At 60.9% G+C, this 20058-nt stretch carries 15 protein-coding genes and 1 pseudogene; 13 read left to right on the top strand and 3 right to left on the bottom strand.

The features are described 5' to 3' along the window. The first annotated feature begins 121 nt into the window (after window positions 1-121). The 10 genes and pseudogenes from HU764_RS11335 to HU764_RS11290 all read left to right on the top strand — a co-directional run bounded on the left by HU764_RS11335 (window position 122) and on the right by HU764_RS11290 (window position 15288). Window positions 122-2302, top strand: a complete 2181-nt coding sequence (locus HU764_RS11335) for a type VI secretion system Vgr family protein (protein ID WP_186702748.1) — start codon at window positions 122-124, stop codon at window positions 2300-2302. After that, window positions 2302-3180, top strand: coding sequence for a DUF4123 domain-containing protein (locus HU764_RS11330; RefSeq protein WP_186702747.1), 879 nt, complete (start codon window positions 2302-2304; stop codon window positions 3178-3180). Before HU764_RS11335 ends, HU764_RS11330 begins: the two co-directional genes overlap by 1 nt. 11 nt (window positions 3181-3191) lie before the next feature. Further along, a pseudogene (locus HU764_RS11325) lies at window positions 3192-5852 on the top strand (T6SS effector BTH_I2691 family protein). Continuing rightward, window positions 5852-6988, top strand: a complete 1137-nt coding sequence (locus HU764_RS11320) for a DUF6708 domain-containing protein (RefSeq protein ID WP_186715135.1) — start codon at window positions 5852-5854, stop codon at window positions 6986-6988. Before HU764_RS11325 ends, HU764_RS11320 begins: the two are co-directional and overlap by 1 nt. Window positions 6989-7133: 145 nt before the next feature. Continuing rightward, the gene (locus tag HU764_RS11315; RefSeq protein ID WP_186715133.1) at window positions 7134-8270 is read left to right on the top strand and encodes a DUF6708 domain-containing protein; all 1137 of its coding nucleotides are present in this window, start codon (window positions 7134-7136) and stop codon (window positions 8268-8270) included. Between the two features lie 112 nt (window positions 8271-8382). Further along, on the top strand, window positions 8383-9519 hold the full coding sequence (locus tag HU764_RS11310) for a DUF6708 domain-containing protein (protein ID WP_186715131.1): 1137 nt from the start codon (window positions 8383-8385) through the stop codon (window positions 9517-9519). A 224-nt stretch (window positions 9520-9743) separates the two neighbouring features. Beyond that, window positions 9744-11072 carry a hypothetical protein gene (locus HU764_RS11305; RefSeq protein ID WP_186704251.1) on the top strand — a complete coding sequence of 443 codons (1329 nt, stop codon included), beginning with the start codon at window positions 9744-9746 and terminating at the stop codon, window positions 11070-11072. Window positions 11073-11104: 32 nt separating this feature from the next. Beyond that, window positions 11105-13336 (top strand): Ig-like domain-containing protein, encoded by a 2232-nt coding sequence (locus HU764_RS11300; RefSeq protein ID WP_186704250.1) that lies wholly within the window; start codon window positions 11105-11107, stop codon window positions 13334-13336. Between the two features lie 16 nt (window positions 13337-13352). Further along, entirely contained in the window at window positions 13353-13826 is a 474-nt protein-coding gene (locus HU764_RS11295; protein WP_027593362.1) for a curlin, read from the top strand. 16 nt (window positions 13827-13842) lie between these two features. Beyond that, complete coding sequence (locus HU764_RS11290) at window positions 13843-15288, top strand: curlin (RefSeq protein ID WP_186704249.1); 1446 nt, start codon at window positions 13843-13845, stop codon at window positions 15286-15288. Window positions 15289-15718: 430 nt separating this feature from the next. On the opposite strand, the gene HU764_RS11285 is transcribed toward HU764_RS11290, so the two are convergent. Then, window positions 15719-16777 (bottom strand): IS110 family RNA-guided transposase, encoded by a 1059-nt coding sequence (locus tag HU764_RS11285; RefSeq protein ID WP_186683367.1) that lies wholly within the window; start codon window positions 16775-16777, stop codon window positions 15719-15721. A 183-nt stretch (window positions 16778-16960) separates the two neighbouring features. Between HU764_RS11285 and alkB the strand changes: the two genes are divergently transcribed. From alkB to HU764_RS11270, 3 genes are all read left to right on the top strand, one after another. Further along, a complete protein-coding gene (gene alkB / locus HU764_RS11280) occupies window positions 16961-17605 on the top strand; it encodes a DNA oxidative demethylase AlkB (RefSeq protein ID WP_027593364.1) in 645 nt (214 codons plus the stop codon). A 79-nt stretch (window positions 17606-17684) separates the two neighbouring features. Beyond that, a complete protein-coding gene (locus HU764_RS11275; RefSeq protein ID WP_027593365.1) occupies window positions 17685-17972 on the top strand; it encodes a hypothetical protein in 288 nt (95 codons plus the stop codon). An 85-nt stretch (window positions 17973-18057) separates the two neighbouring features. Beyond that, complete coding sequence (locus HU764_RS11270; RefSeq protein WP_027593366.1) at window positions 18058-18672, top strand: Yip1 family protein; 615 nt, start codon at window positions 18058-18060, stop codon at window positions 18670-18672. A gap of 20 nt (window positions 18673-18692) precedes the next feature. On the opposite strand, the gene HU764_RS11265 is transcribed toward HU764_RS11270, so the two are convergent. Together HU764_RS11265 and HU764_RS11260 are read right to left on the bottom strand one after the other, a co-directional pair. Beyond that, complete coding sequence (locus tag HU764_RS11265; protein ID WP_186678283.1) at window positions 18693-18953, bottom strand: DUF1652 domain-containing protein; 261 nt, start codon at window positions 18951-18953, stop codon at window positions 18693-18695. A 202-nt stretch (window positions 18954-19155) separates the two neighbouring features. Next, window positions 19156-20031, bottom strand: coding sequence for a pirin family protein (locus HU764_RS11260; RefSeq protein WP_099454251.1), 876 nt, complete (start codon window positions 20029-20031; stop codon window positions 19156-19158). Window positions 20032-20058 lie beyond the last annotated feature (27 nt).

Below are 20058 nucleotides of genomic sequence, written 5' to 3'. Positions count from 1 at the left end.
GGAGCCCGCAGTTGCTCTCCGTCATCCCCGCCGAAGTTCTCGAGTCGCTCAACGTCATCTTGCAGCAGTAGCGGGCAAGTGCTCGTCATGACCGTACTCAGGCACTTTCGGGGGAATTCACATGCCTAGCCAATCCGATTTGCGCTTCACCTTCCAGCCGCTGGTCGGCCAGGTTGAGTTTGAAGTGGTTTCGTTCGAGCTCGACGAAGCGGTCAGTACACCTTTCCAATTAAGCCTGGAGCTGGTCAGTTACCAAGACGATGTCGATTTTGGCCAGCTGCTCGACAAACCGGTGCTATTCACCCTGTGGCGGGGAGACCGCCCGTTGCGCTACGTGCACGGCCTGGTCAGCACCTTCAGCCAAGGAGAGACAGGTTTTCACCGTACGCGTTACCGCGCCTTGGTCGAACCCACGCTGGCGCGGGCCGGGCTGCGCTCGAACTGGCGCATCTTCCAGGAAAAAACCGCCACGCAAATTCTTGAGCTCATGCTCAAGCGCCAAGGCATCCTTCATTTTGAACTGCATAGCCGCGGTGAACATGCGATACGAGAGTTCTGCGTGCAGGCCGGTGAAACCGACCTGAACTTCATCGCCCGCCTGGCCGCCGAAGAAGGCTTTGTCTACCGGTTCGAGCACACACCAAAACATCACATGCTGGTCATCACCGACCGGTTACTTTCGATGGGTCAGATCAGCCGTGGTGTCATCAAGACCGATGATGACGATGAAGGGTTCGTCGATGACGATGACATCGACCCCAACGCAGTGCTGTACCACGCCAATAGCGGTGGCGTTCAGGCAACACCTTGTCTACGCAGACTGCGCTACAGCGAGCAGGTGCGCACTGCACGACAGGTGCAACGCGACTATACGTTCACCAACCCCGAATACCGCCTGGAACATCGCGCAGAAGCAAGTGGCCTGACACACCAGTCCACCGCGTACGAGCGTTTTGACTACCCCGGCCGCTACAAGTGTGAGGCGGTCGGCGTGCCCTTCACCGCGACCCGGATCACCGCGCTGCGCCATGATGCCTGTATTGCCGAAGTGCAAGGCGATGATGTGCGCCTGCAACCGGGGCTGAGCTTCACCCTGATTGAGCACCCGCGACAAGACTTGAACGTGCACTGGCGTGTGATCAAGGTGCACCACGAGGGTACCCAGTTCACCAGCCTGCAGGAGGAAGCCGCCGGGGCCAGGCAAGGCACGCGCTATAGCCAAGACGCCGTACTGGTGCCAGGCAGAACCGAATGGCGCCCAGCGCCGTTGGCCAAACCACGCATTGACGGCCCGCACATGGCCACCGTCGTCGGCCCAGTTGGCGAGGAGATCCATTGCGACCAGTGGGGCCGGGTCAAGGTCAGCTTCCCTTGGGACAGGGAAAGCAAAAACAATCAATTCAGCTCCTGCTGGGTGCGGGTGTCGCAAGGCTGGGCTGGTGGCAGCTGGGGCTCGATGGCCATCCCGCGTATTGGCCAGGACGTGATCATCCAGTACGTCAATGCCGACCCAGACCAGCCGATGATCACCGGCCGCACCTATTGCGGCAATCAGCTGCCACCGTACGACCTACCCCAGTTCAAGACGCGCATGACCATCAAGAGCCAGACCCATAAGGGCGCTGGCTTTAACGAACTGCGTTTCGAGGACGAGCTGGACCGCCAGGAGGTGTTCATCCATGCAGAAAAGGACCAGAACAACGTTGTAAAACATAACAAAACGACGCGCGTCGGCAACGATCGCGACGAACGGGTCGAGCGTGACGAAAAGGTTTGGATTGGCCGGGACCGCCGGGAAGAGGTCGTCCAGGACGAGTCCGTCAGCATCGGCCAAGACCGGGTGCACGAGATCGGCAATGACAACAGCCTGACGATTGGCCGGACGCACACGATCGTCACAGGCCAGGACCGCATCGAGACGGTTGGCAACCAGCGCCAGGACGTTACCAAAGCCAACCACACGGTTGAAATTGGTGGCCACCTCGAACAGGTGGTGGGTGGTCATCACCTGTTGCAGACCGGAGAAGCCATCCGGCACACCACCAAGGTTTATGACATACAGGTCAGCGAGAGCCTCACCATCCGGAGCCCAGGCGGGCTGCTGCGAATCGATGGGGCCGGTGTCACGCTGGACGGCGTGGCACTGGCCTTCAAAGGGCCGGTCAACCAGCAGGCAAAGGGCAGCCATTTCACAACGTCGACCGCGGGCATTCCAGAGCCCGGCGAACCCGTTTGCCTCAGTTGTTTGCTGAAAGCGATCACAAACGGCCACAACATGATCCGGATGGCAGGAGCGCACTGATGCCCAGTCCATTCGTCAGAGCACTGGTCAAGGTCCTGCGAACATCCGACCGGTACCGCCTGAGCGCGGTTGTGGAAATGGCAGATCTTCCACCCGAGGTTCGGGAAAACCTGACTCAGTACTACTCGCAGCGCTGCTGGCCACTGTTGCAGCAAGCCCAATTCAGCAACTTGCAGGCAGTGGGCCCGTGGCTGTTCGGTTCGCGTCCTGGCTCCGATGTTTCAGCCCAGTACGACTTTCAATGGCAGCTCGAACAAGGTGCAGGCGGCGCCGTATGTGGCTGGATAATCAGCGCATTGCCACCTGCCGAACTCGCCCTGCACTTGAGCCAGGCCAACATCGTCACAGGCGCAGATGGCCATTCGTACCTTCTGCGCTACCACACCGCTGCTGCCCTGCAAGCGCTCGATAGCCACCGTCACTTGCCTGGGGTGAGCGAATGGTTGGCACCCATCCATCACTGGTGGGCACCTGTAGCACATCCGCACAAGACGCTGTGGTTGCAAATAGCGGGCGGCGATCAACCTCACGCTGCGCATGTCACGCCGATCACACTGGACGAAGCTTGCTGGGCAGCATTGGCCGGCGACCCGCTGAGCTACCAACTTGCCGATGTACTGAAGGACGGTCAGCACTGCCCAGCCTTGGCGGGTGCCTGCCACGGCACGCGCGTCGGCCTGATCCAGCATTACCTCAACCAGGCACGCGAGCAAGGCCTGGCCCGTGAGGAGGATCTCATCACCTATGTACTGATGATGGCTCGCGACGGTGATCAGCTCAACACCTCACCGGCCTGGCAGGAGGCAATCGTCGCCACCCGCGAACAGCACACCGCCCTTATCGACAACGTGCAGCGACGCCTGCGCACAAAGGACTAAAACACACGCCCATGGATTCGCTCACCGACACGCTCGACCTGTGCAGACGTATCACAACCGGCTACCGCCCCGCGCTACGCAACAGCCCCGTCGCCGACTGCACCCGCCGCTTCGAACTGCTGCCCTTGCGCTATGCCGCCGTTGGCGGCAACCCGGCACAACGCGCCCGGTTGCCCAAGTTGCCGGGCTACCTCAGCCCCTTTCAGGAGGTGGCTGCACTGACCCACTCCAGCTACGCCATCCGCCCGCTGCGCGAAGGCTTTCTTTACCTGCTGATCAAACGCCACAGCGCACCGGCGCACGAATGGCACAGCCAGTACCGCGTGGCGCCGAATGGCTCACTGTTGTACATCAGCGCCGACGCCCCTTGGGAGCCTGCCCCTAGCGCAGGCAACCTGGAGGACATCGTCCGCGCCTTCGGCTGGACCATCACGCTCTACGACCTGGACGACATCCAGGAGCTGCGCCCGTTGTTCAGCCCCTCCCCGCTCACGCCGCGCATGCTCGACAACTACCGCCTGCTCGAAGACGAGTACCGCAGCAGCCTGCCCGCGATCGATATCGCAGGGTTCATTCAACCCTCTGACGCGCCGCCACAGCCCCACGTGCTCAAGCACGACCAACTGAACTGGGTAGCCGACTTCAAGGCCCAGGACGACGCAGACCTGCAGGCCCTGCTCGACCAGCAGCCATTCAACAACGCTCAGATCGTGTCCCCGCACGCTTCACGGCAAGCCCTGGCGCCGCCCATGAATCAAACCAAGCCGCGCGGCGCCGCTATCGTGATCGAGGATGCCCTCGGCATTACCCAAGAGCTCAATGCCTGGCGCAACGCAGCCGTCGAAGAGGTGAAGACCCACTGGCTGCAGCGCGTTGTGGAGCCCGGCGTGGACAATGAGCGCAAACTACTTGTTGCGCAGTCGTTTCTGGAGATCGAGAAGCTCTACCCGCAGATGATGGCCGAGCGCATCGTCAAGCGTGAGGTCATGGCCGAGGCCGTGCGCAAGCAGCCGGTGACGCCTGTGGACTTCTATGGGTTCACCGACCACGCTCGCCAGCAGGCCGATGCACATGACGCCCGGATGAAACCTCATCTGGCGCAGTACGAACGCGAAGTCCGGGCCAAGGTTCAGGCCCGCCAGGATGCTGGCGAATTCAGCAATAAGTTCGACCAGAAATACGGCCATCTGGTCGACCGCCAAGCCATGCACGATCAGCTCGCAGGCTTCGAGCAAGCGATGCAACAAGCCCAGCAAGCTGCAGAAGACCGCGCCAAGGACCATACCCGATGGCTCCTCAGCGAACGCCTGCTGCAGGCCCTGGACCGTTACGACAATGCCGACCTGATCAATGGCTTGGCCTTTGCCGAGCAAACCGGCCAGTGCGTAATCGGCATGGAGCTCAGCGAGTGGGGCGCGACGGTACTGGACCACTGGTGGCGCAGCGATGTGGCGCATCGGGGCAATCTGGCAATGCGCGGCATCAGCTACAACCAGAATGACATCCGCGAAGCGCTTGCCGCGCTTCTGGAAGCGGCCAAGGCCGAGCCGGCCTCAGAGACGTCTTTCACGTTGCGTGAGTCGCTCGCCCGGCAGGCGCACATCGCGGCGAATGCCTTCGGGCGCATCAACACGCTGTACGAGGAGCTACAAAGCAGAAACAGCACCGCCAGCATCGGCTTGTATGCCTGGTACGTCGCGCTGGGGCGCCAAGTGCTGCGTACCGGGGCACCCAGCAGTGTGGACCGCGCGCTGCACCATGGCCTGCGCCTGACATTGTTCGCCTCGGTACATGAAACGGCTGTCGACATACGTCTGGGCGAAGCGGCTCGTAGTGGGCAGCCCTTGAACCCACAGCGCAGTGGTGCCCAGGTTGCACGCTATCTGGACCAGGCCTGGGCTGAAGGCCTGATGCAGGCCAACAACAGCGACTTCTACAAGGTGCGTGCTGCAGGCCTGGTGTGTTTGCTCGAAGGCATGCTGATGGCCTTCAAGGCACGCGAGCTGCCTGACAGTGATGCACGGGTGAAAACCGAACTCTTGGCTGCCGCGATGACTACGGCGGCGGCGGGCTTCGAGATTGGCGCCAGTTATGTGGACCAGGTGGTGACGCGGTATGGCGCGAATAGTGTGACTGGGAGAGGGCGGCGGCGAGCTTGGGGAGGTTGAAACTTTGGGGGAGTTTGGCGGGTATGGGCGGGGGTGCTGGCGTGGTGGGATTTTGTAGACTGGTACAAGCAACTAGAAAGCAAACCGACTACGAAGCAAGAGTGGAAGAAATCGAGGATGCTGGCCGCTGCATACATTCTACGAGGAGCGGCAACTATTACATTATCATTGGCAGAATTTGGAACGGCCGTCGCGATTGCGAAGCCACTATTCGATCATTTGGCAAACTCAAGCTCTAATAAAATAGTAAAGCTGCTTAGCCGATCCATGGCAGGGATCGCAAACACTCTCGGCACGCAAGCTGCTCGTCTGCTGCTCGCTCGATTAGTACTGGGAGCCTTTTGGATAGGCCTCGCCCTAACGCTCATAATTTACATTCTTGAAGATGACGCACTGGAGAAATGGTGCAAACGCTGTTGTTTCCACATCGGGAATAGCGCCAGTGTTTATAAGGAAGAAGATGAATTGAACGCTCTATATTCCGCGTTTAGTGAGGTTTTGTAATGTACTTGATCGAATGGGGATTTTGGCAGATGGCAATCGAGTCAGAAGCCACGCGAAAAGCCTCCGAAGCACAGATGACACCTTCAGAGAAGCGATCAGCTAAAGACTTCTACGAGGGGGATCTGGCAGAAGATATCCATTTCCGGTCGGTCAGCGAAAAACCGCATACGCGCGGCCCCGTGTTCGCCTTCAACGATGTTTTTATGGAGATGCGCTGCGGTGGCTCAGAAGAGAAACGTGGACTCCTTACACTTGCGATGCTCGTCGGAGTTATGCCAGTCATAGCAGTCACGACAATCACCGCATTAAATTTCCTTTGGGTTGATATAACGGTTCCAGCTTCACGCTCATTTATAACTTTGGCACTCACCCTTATCATGATGCTAGTCGCTGGCACCGCACTGTATCTATACTCAAAATATGGGTTAAAAATCACTCGCTTGGAGATGCTGACCAGCCGCCACCTACTCATTCGCTTCAATCGAAGAACCCAACAGGTCCACCTCCATCGACCAAGTTATTGCGGCGGCATCGTAACTTTCCCCTGGAGAACAACCGGAAGCACAGGCCTGTATCCAGAGGACGACTCACTCAGCGTAGGCGTGAGACTAGGCCTGATATGGCACCCCAGCCATACCGGCCTCCCCCACATGGAAATGGCCTTCGTCGGCAAGCAAGGCCAAGGCGGCAGCGAGCTCCGCGACGAATGGGAGTTCATCCGCCGCTACATGGAAGAAGGCCCTCACGCCGTCCCCCGCCCCCGTCTTAGCACCCAGTTACCCTCGCCCATCCAGGCATTCAGCGCCCAATTCGAAGGCCTCGGCCGTTTCTTCCGCAAAAGCAGCTGGCTGTTCAAACTCGCCCTGCTCATGGTCTGGCCCGCTTTCGTCATTGTCGGCACCGCGCACTGGTTCAGCCTGCTGCTGTGCTGGCGACCGCGCTGGCCAAAGGTGATCCGCGAGGCTGGCTTGCCCGGCAAACCAGTGCCTCCACCCACCACCTTGAGTGACTACCCGCCCGACATCCAGGAACGCCTACTCGCCAATGCCGACCGTTGGCAACTCAAGCCCGGCAAGCGCCCCGAGAAGAAACCACGCAAACCGCGTACGCCCAAAAACCCAAAGGTGTTCGATTGATGTCAACTATCACCGAAACGCTAGACCTTTGCAGCCGTCACAACCGGCTACCGCTCCGCGCTACGCAACAGCCCCCGTCGCCAACTGCTCCGGAACAATAGGATTTTTTGGACGACCTAAATTCGGTTTTCAGCGAGGTCTTAAATTGTATTTGATCGAATGGGGATTCTGGCGGATGGCAACCCAATCAGAGTCGGCACGCAAATCGCTTGAACTAGAAATGACGTCAGCAGAGAAGCGCGCTAATCGAGATTTCTATCAGAGCGACCTGGAGGAAGAGATTCATTTCCAAACTGTCAGCGAAAGGCCTTATGCAAGAGGTCCGGTTTTTGCTTTTAACGAAATATTTCTAGAAATGCGCTGTGGAGGATCTGAAGAAAAGCGCGGCCTCATTACGCTCGCAACTCTCGGCGGGATAGCTCCGGCCGCCCTTATCTCAATAACCATCACCATTGGTTTCATATGGTTAGACATAACCGACCATGAAACCCGCTCCCCAATTACGATACTCACCACCCTTATAATGTTATCCGCTTCTGCGACCATCATTTACTTATATTCGAAGTATGGCGTTCGTCTAACCAGACTGGAAATGTTGACCAGTCGCCATTTGCTTATTCGCTTCAATCGAAAAACCCAGCAAGTCCACCTCCATCGGCCAAGTTATTGCGGCGGCATCGTAACGTTCCCTTGGAAAACAACCGGAAGCACAGGCATCTACCCTGAGGACGACTCACTCAGCGTAGGCATGAGACTAGGCCTGGTCTGGCACCCCAGCCGTACCGGCCTCCCCCACATGGAAATGGCCTTCGTTGGCAAGCAAGGCCAAGGCGGCAGCGAACTCCGTGACGAATGGGAATTCATCCGCCGCTACATGGAAGAAGGCCCACACGCTGTCCCCCGCCCCCGTTTGAGTACCCAATTACCCTCGCCCATCCAGGCATTCAGCGCCCAATTCGAAGGCCTCGGCCGTTTCTTCCGCAAAAGCAGCTGGCTGTTCAAACTCGCCCTGCTCATGGTCTGGCCCGCTTTCGTCATCGTCGGCACCGCGCACTGGTTCAGCCTGCTGCTGTGCTGGCGACCACGCTGGCCGAAGGTGATCCGCGAGGCCGGTTTGCCCGGCAAGCCAGTGCCATCACCCACCACCTTGAGTGACTACCCGCCAGACATACAGGAGCGCTTGCTTGCCAATGCCGACCGTTGGCAGCTCAAACCCGGCAAGCGTCCCGAGAAGAAACCACGCAAACCGCGTACGCCCAAAAAGCCGAAGGCGTTCGTCTGATGTCATCCATGACCGACACGCTCGACCAGCGCAGGCGAACCACATGCAGCTACCGCCCTGCGTTAGGTGGAAACCCCGCTCAACGCCCCCGCTTAATCAGCGAGGCCCTGTAATGTATATTGTGGAGTGCGGCCTATGGCGAATGGCCACAGAATCAGAGGTCGCGCGTAACAAATTCGACAGCGAAAGAAGCTCATCGGATAAACGTGCCGACGAGGATTTTTATGAAGGAGACTTAGAAGAGGACGTTCATTTCCGCTCCGTCAGCGAAGCACCCCGCACAAGGGGCCCCATATTCGCACTCAATGAAACCTATCTGGAAATGCGTTGCGGGGCCACTGAAGAGAAGCGAGGATTAATCACCCTCATGACCTTAGGGAGTTTAATTCCGATACTCTATACCGGAGCTATAACAACGCTTTACTCAATCTATCTAGACATACTATCTCCTTATGAAATCTCGCTCATCGACGTCATACTAATACTGCTTATGACAAGCATGGATTGCGCGATTATCTATTTTTATCTTAAGTACGGTTTACAACTTACACGTTTGGAGATGCTGACCAGCCGTCACTTACTCATTCGCTTCAATCGAAAAACCCAACAGGTCCACCTCCATCGACCAAGTTATTGCGGCGGCATCGTAACTTTCCCCTGGAGAACAACCGGAAGCACAGGCCTGTATCCAAAGGACGACTCACTAAGCGTGGGCATGAGACTAGGTCTGGTCTGGCACCCCAGCCTTACCGGCCTCCCCCACATGGAAATGGCCCTGCTCGGCAAGCAAGGCCAAGGCGGCAGCGAGCTCCGCGACGAATGGGAGTTCATCCGCCGCTACATGGAAGAAGGCCCTCACGCCGTCCCCCGCCCCCGTCTGAGCACCCAACTGCCCTCGCCCATCCAGGCATTCAGCGCCCAATTCGAAGGCCTCGGCCGCTTCTTCCGCAAAAGCAGCTGGCTGTTCAAACTCGCCCTGCTCATGGTCTGGCCCGCTTTCGTCATTGTCGGCACCGCGCACTGGTTCAGCCTGCTGCTGTGCTGGCGACCACGCTGGCCGAAGGTGATTCGCGAGGCCGGCTTGCCCGGCAAACCAGTACCTCCACCCACCACCTTGAGTGACTACCCGCCCGACATCCAGGAACGCCTACTCGCCAATGCCGACCGTTGGCAGCTCAAGCCCGGCAAGCGTCCCGAGAAAAAACCACGGAAACCACGCACCTCCAAATCGTCAAAAACACCGACATAAAAGCGGGCTGAACAGGCAAACGAGTGGGTCGCAACCACCGACCCAATTCCCCAATGCTGGGGGTACCGGGCCCATTGGCAATCACCGTAAAAGAAACCCACGCAACGGCCGTATCCCCCGTTGTGTGAGGCCTGCGAGTCATTTATTTCGGTTTGGCACGGCTATTGCCGATCTCCTCCCAGACGCCCCAAGTCCATGGGCCCGTTTGCAGGAGGAATTGACTCATGCTCCGACCGATACCCCACCCGCTGGCAGTGGCGATTTTCGCCGGCATGCTCCAGATCCCGGCACAGGCTGCATTGAACGCTGTCGACCCCGGCCCCTACAACCTTGCCAATGGCAACTTTGCAGGCTGGTACCAGGACAGTCATGGTCGCACCCTCGACCTGTGCTTGACCAAGGCGGTGAGTTCAAGGGTCGCCGGTGCTCCCGGCGCGCCGGCGTACATGTGCACACTGCTACCCACTCCCGGCGTGTTCGACGACACCCAACCCATCGCCTTCCCCACCAACTTCCCTGACGAAGCCTTCTGGTTCACCGCCGACGCCGCCATCGTCGACGCTGCACGGGGCATCGACCTGAGCTACGGCACGGCCATCGAGGCAGCATTTGCCGCCGAAGAGCCGGTCGAAGGCGACCAGGTCAGCTTCGCCCGGGTGCGTATTCGCGTCGATGTGCCGACTGCAGGCACCTACGTGATCACCCACCCTTACGGGGTCGAAGTCTTTGACGTACCCGCCGGTGGACGCCGAGCGATCAACATGACCCGCGACATTGGCATCGCTGGCGCTGGCGACTTCAGCGGCGCGCTCAAAGGCGATGTCGGGCCGTTCCTGCGCAGCGTCAATGGCCCCTACACCGAAGGCAGCGAGCGCTTCATCGGCGACCCGAACCTGGATGAGCGTGTGACCGGCAGCCCGTTCAACACCAACTTCGTGCGCATCGAAGGCCCGGGGGGCATCGACCTGCGGACCGAGCTGTTCTCGATCTCGGGCAAGCTTTCCGATGTTGCCCTGCCCACGCCGCTGATGCCGCAGCGCACCACCTACTCGCGGCGCACCGAGAATGGCGACCTGCACGCCCAGCAAGATGTCTTCGTCATGGCCCCGCCGCCACCGGCCGCCGTCACCCTGACCAGCCAGACGCCAAACCTGAACCTGACCGAAGCCAACGGCACCGGTGCCTGGTACGCCCAGTCGGTACTCAACCCGAATGTGCCCACCACGCTGGTACTGACCGCCGACAACAGCGTGGCCATCCCGACCAGCAGCCTGACCACGGCCAACCTGCCACTGACCGACCTGGTGACCATCACTCAGGCTGAATACCACCTGTCCACCGGGCAACTGACGCTGGTCGCCAGCACCAGTGACGAAACCAGCCCGCCCGCCCTCACCGCCCACACCGGCAACGGCACGTTGCTGGGCAACCTCAGTGGTAACGGCGCGGTGAAGACATTGAGCACATCCCTTTCGCCCATCCCACCGGCCAAAGTGCAAGTCACCAGCGCCAATGGCGGTAGCGACAGCGAAGACGTGGTGCTGGTGCCATGAACAGACAAAGGCTCAGCCCTCAAGGAGGCAGCATGAACACTTGGCCACGCCGTGCGCTGTTCGCCGCCGGTTTCTCCCTCACTGTCACCAGCGCTGCCTTCGCCGCGCTGTCCGATGTCGACCCCGGGCCCTACACCTTCGCCACCGGCGGCTACCCGATGTGGTACAAGGACGGCAACGACCTGTCGCTTGAGCTGTGCCAGTCACGCGCCACCAGTTCGCGGGTTGCCGGCGCGCCGGGTGCACCGTCCTACATGTGTACCTTGTTGCCGGAGCCGGGCATCTACGACGACGCCTTACCCCTGGTGTTCCCCGACAACTGGCCACCCGAGATGTTCTGGTTCCTGGCCGAAGCCACCATCCCGGCAGTGGGCAACAGCGGTTATGAGCTGGACGCCTATGTCGCCGGCCTTGAGGCCGCCTTTGCTGCTGAAAACCCGGTGGATGGCGACCAGCAGAGCTTTGCCCGCATCCGCATCCGCGTCTCGGTACCCCGGGCCGGTGTCTACACCATTACCCACCCCTACGGTGTCGAGACGGTCAACGTCACCACCCCTGGCCGGCGCGCGATCAACATCACCCGTGACATCGGCATCGGTGCCCCTGGTAACTTCACCGGTGCGCTCAACGGCGCGCTGGGCCCATGGCTAAGAGGCGCTGGCGGGCCGTACCTGGAGGTCAACCCAGACACCGGCGCCACCGACACCTTCATTGGTGACCCGAACAGGCCCGAGACCGTGATCGGCAGCCCGTTCAACACCAACTTCATCCGTATTGACGGCCCGCCCGGGCGCATCGAAACGTCGCTGTTCACGGTGTCTGGCAAGGTGCTCGACCAACGTGCGCAAACGCCGGTGACCCTGGAGCGCGCCACCTACTCGCGCAACGGCTCCGGCACCCGTGTGGAGGTGTTCGCCAAGGCGCCGCATGACGCTAGTCTGTGCATGCGCAATGGCCTGGCACTGATCGGCACGCCGCCTTCGTCTTGCCAGTTCAACCTGCTGACAGACAACAACGGGCTGTTCTTCAGCCAGCAGTTCGGCCAGGCCGTGCCGCCCGCCGTGGTGGTGGTGACTGCCAGCAACAGCACTGCCGGCACCCAGCCGACCGCACTGTCGAGCAAGCTGACTGACGTGGTCAAGGTCAGCACCGCACGCTACGACTGGGCCAACAAGCGCCTGTTCATCGAGGCCCGCTCCAGCGACGAAGTGGCCATCCCCGACATGCTCGCCCAAGGCTATGGCCGGATGTCCAAATCGGGCACGTTGCAAAGCCTGACCGTGAATGACCTGGCACAGCCGCCGGCCACTGTCACCGTCAAGTCGGCCCATGGCGGCAGCGATGTGGAACCGGTGATCGTGGTCGGCAATGCGCCGGTCGAGGCCGCCAACCAACCGCCGCTGGCTCAGGCCGATGTCGGCAGCACCAGTGTCGGCATCCCGCTGACCCTCAACCTGCTGCTGAACGACAGCGACCCGGACGGCAACGTACCGCTGGCCATCAGCGACCTGACCCAACCCGGTACCGGCCTTGGCGGCGTCGTGCTCAACGGCACCACCTCGGTCACCTACACCCCACCCGCCGGTGCCACGCAACCGCTGGTGGCCACCTTCAACTACCGGGCGGTGGATGCCAAAGGCCTGAAGTCGGAACCGGCCACGGTGACCATCAACGTAGCCCCCAACCAAGCGCCGACGGCCAACCCGGAAACGGTCGCCACCCTGGGCGTGCCGCTGACCATCAACGTGCTGGCCAACGACACAGACCCGGAAGGCAACCTGCCGTTGACCGTTGCCGCCGTCACACAACCCGCTGCCGGCCGAGGCACCGTCAGCACCGATGGCACGACGGTGACCTACACCCCACCGGCCACGGTGACGGCGGCCTTTACCACCACCTTCACCTACCAGGTTCGTGACTCGCTGGGGGCGCTGTCCAACGCCGGTACTGTCACGGTCAACGTGTCGCCACGCCCAGCCGCCGAGACCTTCGCGGTCACCGCAGCCACGGTCACGGCACGCTCCAACAACCGGTACAACTGGGACATCAGCGGCACCTCGTCGGTGACCACCGGCAACGTTGTGACCGTACGTGTCACCACTACCACCGGCGTGCAAACCCTGGGCACCACTACCGTACCGGTCACCGGGCGCTGGCGCCTGGCGGTCAGCAACAGCACCACGGTGATCCCGACCGCCGCGCCGACGGCGACCATCACCACCAGCCCAGGGACCACACGCACCGTCAACGTCGTCGTGCAGTAGAAGGCGGGAGAACGCCATGAAATGCCTGTATCCACTGTTGCTCTGCCTGGCCCTGGCGGGCCAGGCCAGCTGGGCCGAGGACCTGATGGACAACGCCGACCTTGCGGCCGGCAATGACCTCGGCGACCCCGTGATCATCCGCCTGTTACCGGTCGGCGCCGGCCAGGCAGCGGTGATCGAGCAGCAAGGCACGGGCAACCGCGCCGCCCTCGACCAGAACGGCCAGGCCCTGCTGGGCCGCATCGTCCAGGCCGGGGGCGCGCAAGAGGCGTACATCCTGCAAGAAGGTAGTGACCTGATGGCCAGCATCAGCCAGCAGGGATATGGCAACAGCGCGTCGATCCGCCAGAGCGGCAGCAGCAACAGCGCTGCCATCGACCAGATCGGCAACAACAACAGCGCCAACATCGTGCAGTCCGGCACGGGCCTCAACAGCTCCGTGACCCAAGCCGGCAATGGCCAGCATGTTCAGATCACCCAATACCGATAGACCTGGAGGCACCACCATGTTCAAGCTCGCTCCCCTCAGTGCCGCTATCGTCCTTGCCCTCGCAGGCCAGGTCATGGCTGCCGACAGCACCTCGACCCAAACTCAAGACGGCAAGGAAAACATTGCCGAAGTGACCCAGACCCTCGCGCCGTTCGCCTCGGCCACCCAGTCGCAGACCGGCAAGGGCCACAACCACCTGGCGGTGCAGGCCAACAGCACCAGCGATATCCAACAAAGTGCCACCGGCTCGTACAACGCAGGCTACGCCGAGCAGTTGTTCGAGAATGGCAGCCAGATCACCCAGCAGGCCGGGGGCAGCTACAACGACGCCTTCGCCAGCCAGTCGCTGGGCGAGAACAACCAGTCGCTGCAGACCCAGCAAGGCACTGAAAACCGCTCGACCGTGTGGCAGGACAGCCAACTGGGCAGCCAGGCCACCACCCAGCAGTCCGGCCAGCGCAACGAAGCCTTCGTCGAGCAGACCTTCGGCGGCAGCAACAACCAGAGCATGATCATCCAGGCAGGCGCCGACAACTACGCCGCCGCCGAGCACCTGACGCATAACGACGGCAACATCCAGATCTACCAGGACGGCAAGGAAAACTGGGCTTACGGCGACCAGCGCGACGGCGAGGGTGGCACCATCGGCCTCAGCCAGACCGGTACCGGCAACTCGGTGGAGGTCTGGCAAGACACACAAGTTGGCAGCCAGGCCAACGTCACCCAGACCGGCCAGCTCAACGAAGGCTACATCGACCAGAGCTTCGGCGACGCTAACAAGGCCACCCTCACGCAAAAAGGCAAGGCCAACGCCAGTTGGTCGGACCAGTTCGAGAGCAACAACTCGACCACCACCATTTCGCAGACCGGTAACAACAACCTGCACTACACCTACCAGAACGGCGAAAACCTGAACTTGACCGTGACCACCCAAGGCAACGGCAACAAGATCACCGCCAGCAACTGGAAAGGCGACAAGATGGGCGGCCAGTTCGGCGTCAACCAGACGGCCGTGATCAACCAGTACGGTAACGGCAACGGCGTCAACCTGACGCAGAACGGCGACAACCACCTGGCCACGCTGAACCAGACCGGCAACAACAACGCGATGCAGACCAAGCAGGCCGACAGCAACAACGAACTGTTCTTCGAGCAGAACGGCACCGACAACATCCTGGTCGCCGACCAGCGCGGTACCGACAACTATGCCTTCGGCCGCAGCGAGGGCACCGGCAACGTCATCAACCTGGACCAGTCCGGCTATAGCAACCAGAGCTACACCAACCAGCTCTACGGCAGTGGCAACGAGGCCACCATCAAGCAGGCCGACAGTATCAACGTCGCCTACGTGACCCAAGGTGGCCAGGGCAACAAGGCGTTCGTCGACCAGAGCGGCATGGCGCAAACCGCCACCATCAGCCAGCTGGGCAGCGCGAACATGGCCACTGTGACCCAAAAATAACCTGCTCCCCCCTTGAACCGCGGTGCTCACTCTCCCTGGTGCCGCGGTTCCTTTTTATTGTTTCCCTGCTACCTCACCGCCCTGTGTAGGAGCAGCCTTGTGCTGCGACGAGGCCGGTGACATCAGCGCAAATTTACTGTGTTTTCACCGGCCTCTTCGCAGCACAAGGCTGCTCCTATGTATGGACTCGCCCACACTGTCTAGCTGCTTTTGAACTTAGGAACCCGGTTGCATCTATGTATCAGGCCTATTCGAGGAAGCTTTTTGCTTCTGGCCAACATCGTGGTGAGCTCGCAGCGTGCCGTTTACATTGAGGCCATTCATCAGGCCTGTAGGAGCAGAGGCATCTGTCTGCGACGGTCTTACCAGGGGTCAATGTTCACTAGCAGGGGTTGGAGCGCTCGGCGCCCCGGTGGCATTGCTCGGTTGATCAGAGGCTCATAGCAGCCTCCGAGTTGCTGTTCGGTTTGCGCTGATATACCTGATCGCTCTGCAACAAGGCCCAGATAATGCGCAGATTTCGATTAGCCAGTCTGATCGCCGCCTCCTTGCGTCCAAGGCGGGATAGCCAGCGTAAAAGGCGGTGATCGTCTGGCTGATCGGAATCAGGCCTTAGCTGACTCAAGACAGCATGCGCCCCCTGGATCATCAGGCTGCGTATGTAGCCATCACCTCGCTTGCTCATCCTGCCCAGCCTGATTTTGTTTCCGCTGCTGTGCTGGTCGGGCACGATACCGAAGAAGGCGGCATACATTCGGCCACTGGCGAAGCGGCTAGGCTCGGTCTGTTTCGCCACGATCGCCGTGGCAATGATTGGGCCCACGCCACGAATGGTGATCAACCGCTGTGCGACCTTATCTTCCTGGGCTGTCGCTTCAAGCCGCCTACTCAGCGTCGCAATGCGTTCACCCAGAGAGAGCCAGTCAGTCAGCAGCTCATCGAGCAACTCGCGCAACAAGTCGGGCAGAGGTAAAGAGGCATCTTCAAGAGCCCGTGGCACATGCGAATTGATCGCCGCATCGCCTTGAGGCATGGAGACGCCATGCTCTAGCAGCAGGCCACGTATCTGATTACCCAGCGCTGTATGCCGCTTGATGTTGCCGCGCCGGACACGGTGCAGCGCTTGAATAGCCAGTGCTGTAGTGCTCTTGATCGGGATTGAGGCAATACTGGTATCGCGACCGGCACGCAAAATGGCATGGGCGTCGTTACGGTCATTCTTCGCGCCGCTGCGGTGTTCGGCAACGCGTTGCGCAGGCAGGATCCGAACCGGATTACCCTTGGCCTGCAGTAGTCTGGCCCAGGCTTGCGCACCAGGACCGCACTCCATTAAGACAGTCACCGTCACTGGCAGCTTGATTAGAAAATCATGGAAATTTTGACGGGATTTGATGCGATTTTCGTAGATCACCCGACCGGTAGCATCCTCGCCTGCTAACTGGAAGACCTGTTTGGCCAGGTCTACGCAGAGGGTTGTGCAAAGCTCCACATCAGTGGAAGACAGGGGATCGTGCTTCGAACTATGCTTCTTCATGGTCTCGCCCTCGCTGCCGTTGGCTTCTTTGAACGCCACCGTGGCACTGTGATGCCTCGGCGGGGGCGAGTCCATCGATTACACGGGGAGCGCATGAGGCGGGGTAGAATGAAACACCGTAAGCCTGGTGCTGCTTCCATGATCCAGTCCGACCTCGACCTGTTCGGCCCCCAGCCGCAACGCCTGGCGAGCCATACCGTGCTGCTGCCCGGCTTCGCCCTGGCCGAGCTCGAGGCCTTGTTAGACGCTTTGCGCCCGGTGCTGCGCGCCGCGCCGTTCCGGCACATGCACACGCCTGGTGGCCTACACATGGCTGTCGCACTGACCAATTGCGGGGCACTGGGCTGGGTCAGTGACGAGCACGGCTACCGCTACACCCTGACCGACCCGCAGAGTGGCCAACCCTGGCCCGCGTTACCGCCGGTGCTGCTCGGCCTGGCAAACCGCGCTGCGGCCGTCGCCGGATTCGACGACTTCGTGCCCGACGCTTGCCTGGTCAACCACTACTTGCCAGGCACCCGTTTGAGCTTGCACCAGGACCGTAACGAGCAGGACTTCAGCCAGCCGATCGTGTCGATTTCACTGGGCTTGCCGGCAGTGTTCCTGCTGGGCGGGCTGCAGCGCTCGGACAAGACCCAGCGTGTGCCGTTGAGCCATGGCGATGTGCTGGTGTGGGGCGGTGAGGATCGCTTGCGCTTTCATGGTGTGCTGCCCATCAAGCCCGGCGTGCATCCGCGCATGGGCGAGCGGCGGATCAACCTGACCCTGCGCAAAGCGGGCTGATCAGGTAAAAACTTGAACATCCGGGCCTGAAAGGCTTCTAAAGAGGAGCCGCGTCAGCGTTCACAAGGAGCCCATGCCCATGAAAATGCCCGGCCGCGCACCCAATACCTTTGTGCAGCTGGATTACGTACGCGATACGTTGTTCGGCCCGGTCGCCCAGAGCGTGGAATGCCAATGCCAACTCGCCGCCCTCAACCTGCAGGGCCGCCCTGCCCTTCGCTTGCACATCTGCCCGCCGCTGCCCGACAAGGTCGATCGCGCCCATAGCGTGGCGTTCGTCTGGGATGGCCGCACCTACCGCGGGGTGGTGCGTGACCAGGGCAAATGTGGCGATGGCGGGCTGAACCTCTTGCTGGAGCTGCAATAAGGTGATCAACGGCGATCAAATGCGCTGAACCTGCCCGCAACTGCGCGTCTCCATAGGAAAGAGCCCACGCCTTCTGGAGACCGTCATGAACAGTCCACTGCTCAAGCTCTTCACCCGCCCGTCCGATGCCTGGATGGAGATACGCCGCGCCGAAGAGGACCATCCGCAGCAATACCTGCCTCGGCTGCTAGCCCTGGCGCTGATCCCTGCCATTTGCCTGTTTGTCGGCACCACCACGTTCGGCTGGAGCCTGGCCGCCGAAGAACGCGTGCGCCTGAGCATTGGCAGCGCGGCGCAGTTGGCAGGCCTGCTGTACGCAGCCACAGTGGTCGGGGTCATGATCATGGGCGTGATGATTCGCTGGATGTCACGCGGCTTCGATGCGCAACCCAGCCTGCAGCAATGCATCGGCTTTGCCGCTTACTGCGCCACGCCGTGGTTTTTCGCGGGGGTGGTTGGGTTGCTGCCGATTCGCTGGCTGGCGCTGACTGCGCTATTGGCTGCTTCGGCTTATGCCAGCGTGCTGCTGTTTGGCGGGCTGCAGACATTTCTGCGGTTACGCAAGGAGCAGGCCATGCTGTTCGCCGCCTGTGTGTGGGGGGTTGGGCTATTGGTGCTGGTAACCATCCTGGTGTCGATGATCCTCTTTTGGTTCAACGGCCTGATGCCGGAATATGTGCGCCCGGCCAGCCTCGGCTGACCGGGACACAAGGTGCAGGCTCAGGCAATCGCCCTTATTGGCGTGGTCGGCTTGTCACGCAGCGCATGAAGCTGCGAAAGCAGGTTCACGACGTCGCGGCAACTGTTGAGGTCCTGCAGCGCAACGCCTGTCAGGGTAACGCCCGCTTCGAGGCGCTGCCCCTGGCCCAGGCGGATGGTCAGGTGGGCGCCATCCGCGCAACTGACCTCGCAGCGATCAGGCAGGCAGGCTTGCTCGATCATCTGCCGCATCTCTAGCATTGAAACGCCTATCAACGACATTGTACGACCCTCTCTGTACTGGATGGCCTGTTGTTTAGGTACGCCTTTGCCAGGCATGGTGCCAATTGATATTGCGCATGCTCAGGCGGCCGTCCATGCGCCGGAGCAATGATGGTGCGCGGGATCATCTAGCACCTTAGTGGAAGATCACAGGCCAGCCAGGACTGTTCGATCGGCTGCACAGAGTTGACGACGAGCGGTCTCAGCTGCCCTCGGCCTGCATCTGCCCGAACCGGCCGGCATGGAAGTCGTCGAACGACTCAGCGATTTCTGCCTGGCTGTTCATCACGAATGGGCCATAGCCAACGATCGGCTCATCGATCGGCTCACCGCTGAGCAGCAGCACACTGGCGCCTTCCAGCGCCTCGAGCACAACGTCCTCACCGCCACGCTCGAGCAATACCAGGCTGGCGGGCCCGGCTTCCCGTTCCCCGTTGACCCGCACAGTCCCGCGCAGCACCACCAAGGCGGCGTTACGCCCCGCCGCTACGGGCAGTTGCAAGGTCGCTTGAGCATTCAGGCGCAAATCCCAGACATCCATCGCGGTGAAGGTCCGCGCAGGGCCTTGGTGGCCTTGGAATTCACCCGCGATCACCCGCAGGCTGCCACGCTGGTCATCCAGCGCCACCACCGGGATATCCGTGGCAAGCAACGTCTGGTAACCCGCCGCGGCGCGCTTGTCACGTGCGGGCAGGTTGACCCAAAGCTGGACCATTTCGAGTGTGCCACCCGTGCGGGCGAATGCCGGCGAATGGAATTCTTCATGGATAATGCCATTGGCCGCCGTCATCCATTGAACGTCGCCGGGGCCGATCAAGCCACCGGCCCCCGTGGAATCGCGGTGTTCGAGCTCGCCTTGGTAGACGATGGTCACCGTTTCGAAACCACGGTGCGGGTGCTGGCCGACGCCGCGTCGGTCACGTGTAGGGGTGAAGTCGTGCGGGCCGGCGTAGTCCAGCAGCAAGAACGGGCTGATCTGGCGGGCCAGGTCGTCGTAGGTGAACAGGCTGCGCACGGGGAAGCCATCGCCTACCCAGTGGGCGTGGGGGCTGCGGTGAATACCCAGAATCTTTTTCATGAGAAGTCTCCTCTCTTGGCTGGTATC

Origin of the sequence: Pseudomonas kermanshahensis (genome assembly GCF_014269205.2) — a bacterium.
Lineage (GTDB): Bacteria > Pseudomonadota > Gammaproteobacteria > Pseudomonadales > Pseudomonadaceae > Aquipseudomonas > Aquipseudomonas kermanshahensis.
This window is presented reverse-complemented; position numbering and strand designations above follow the sequence as displayed.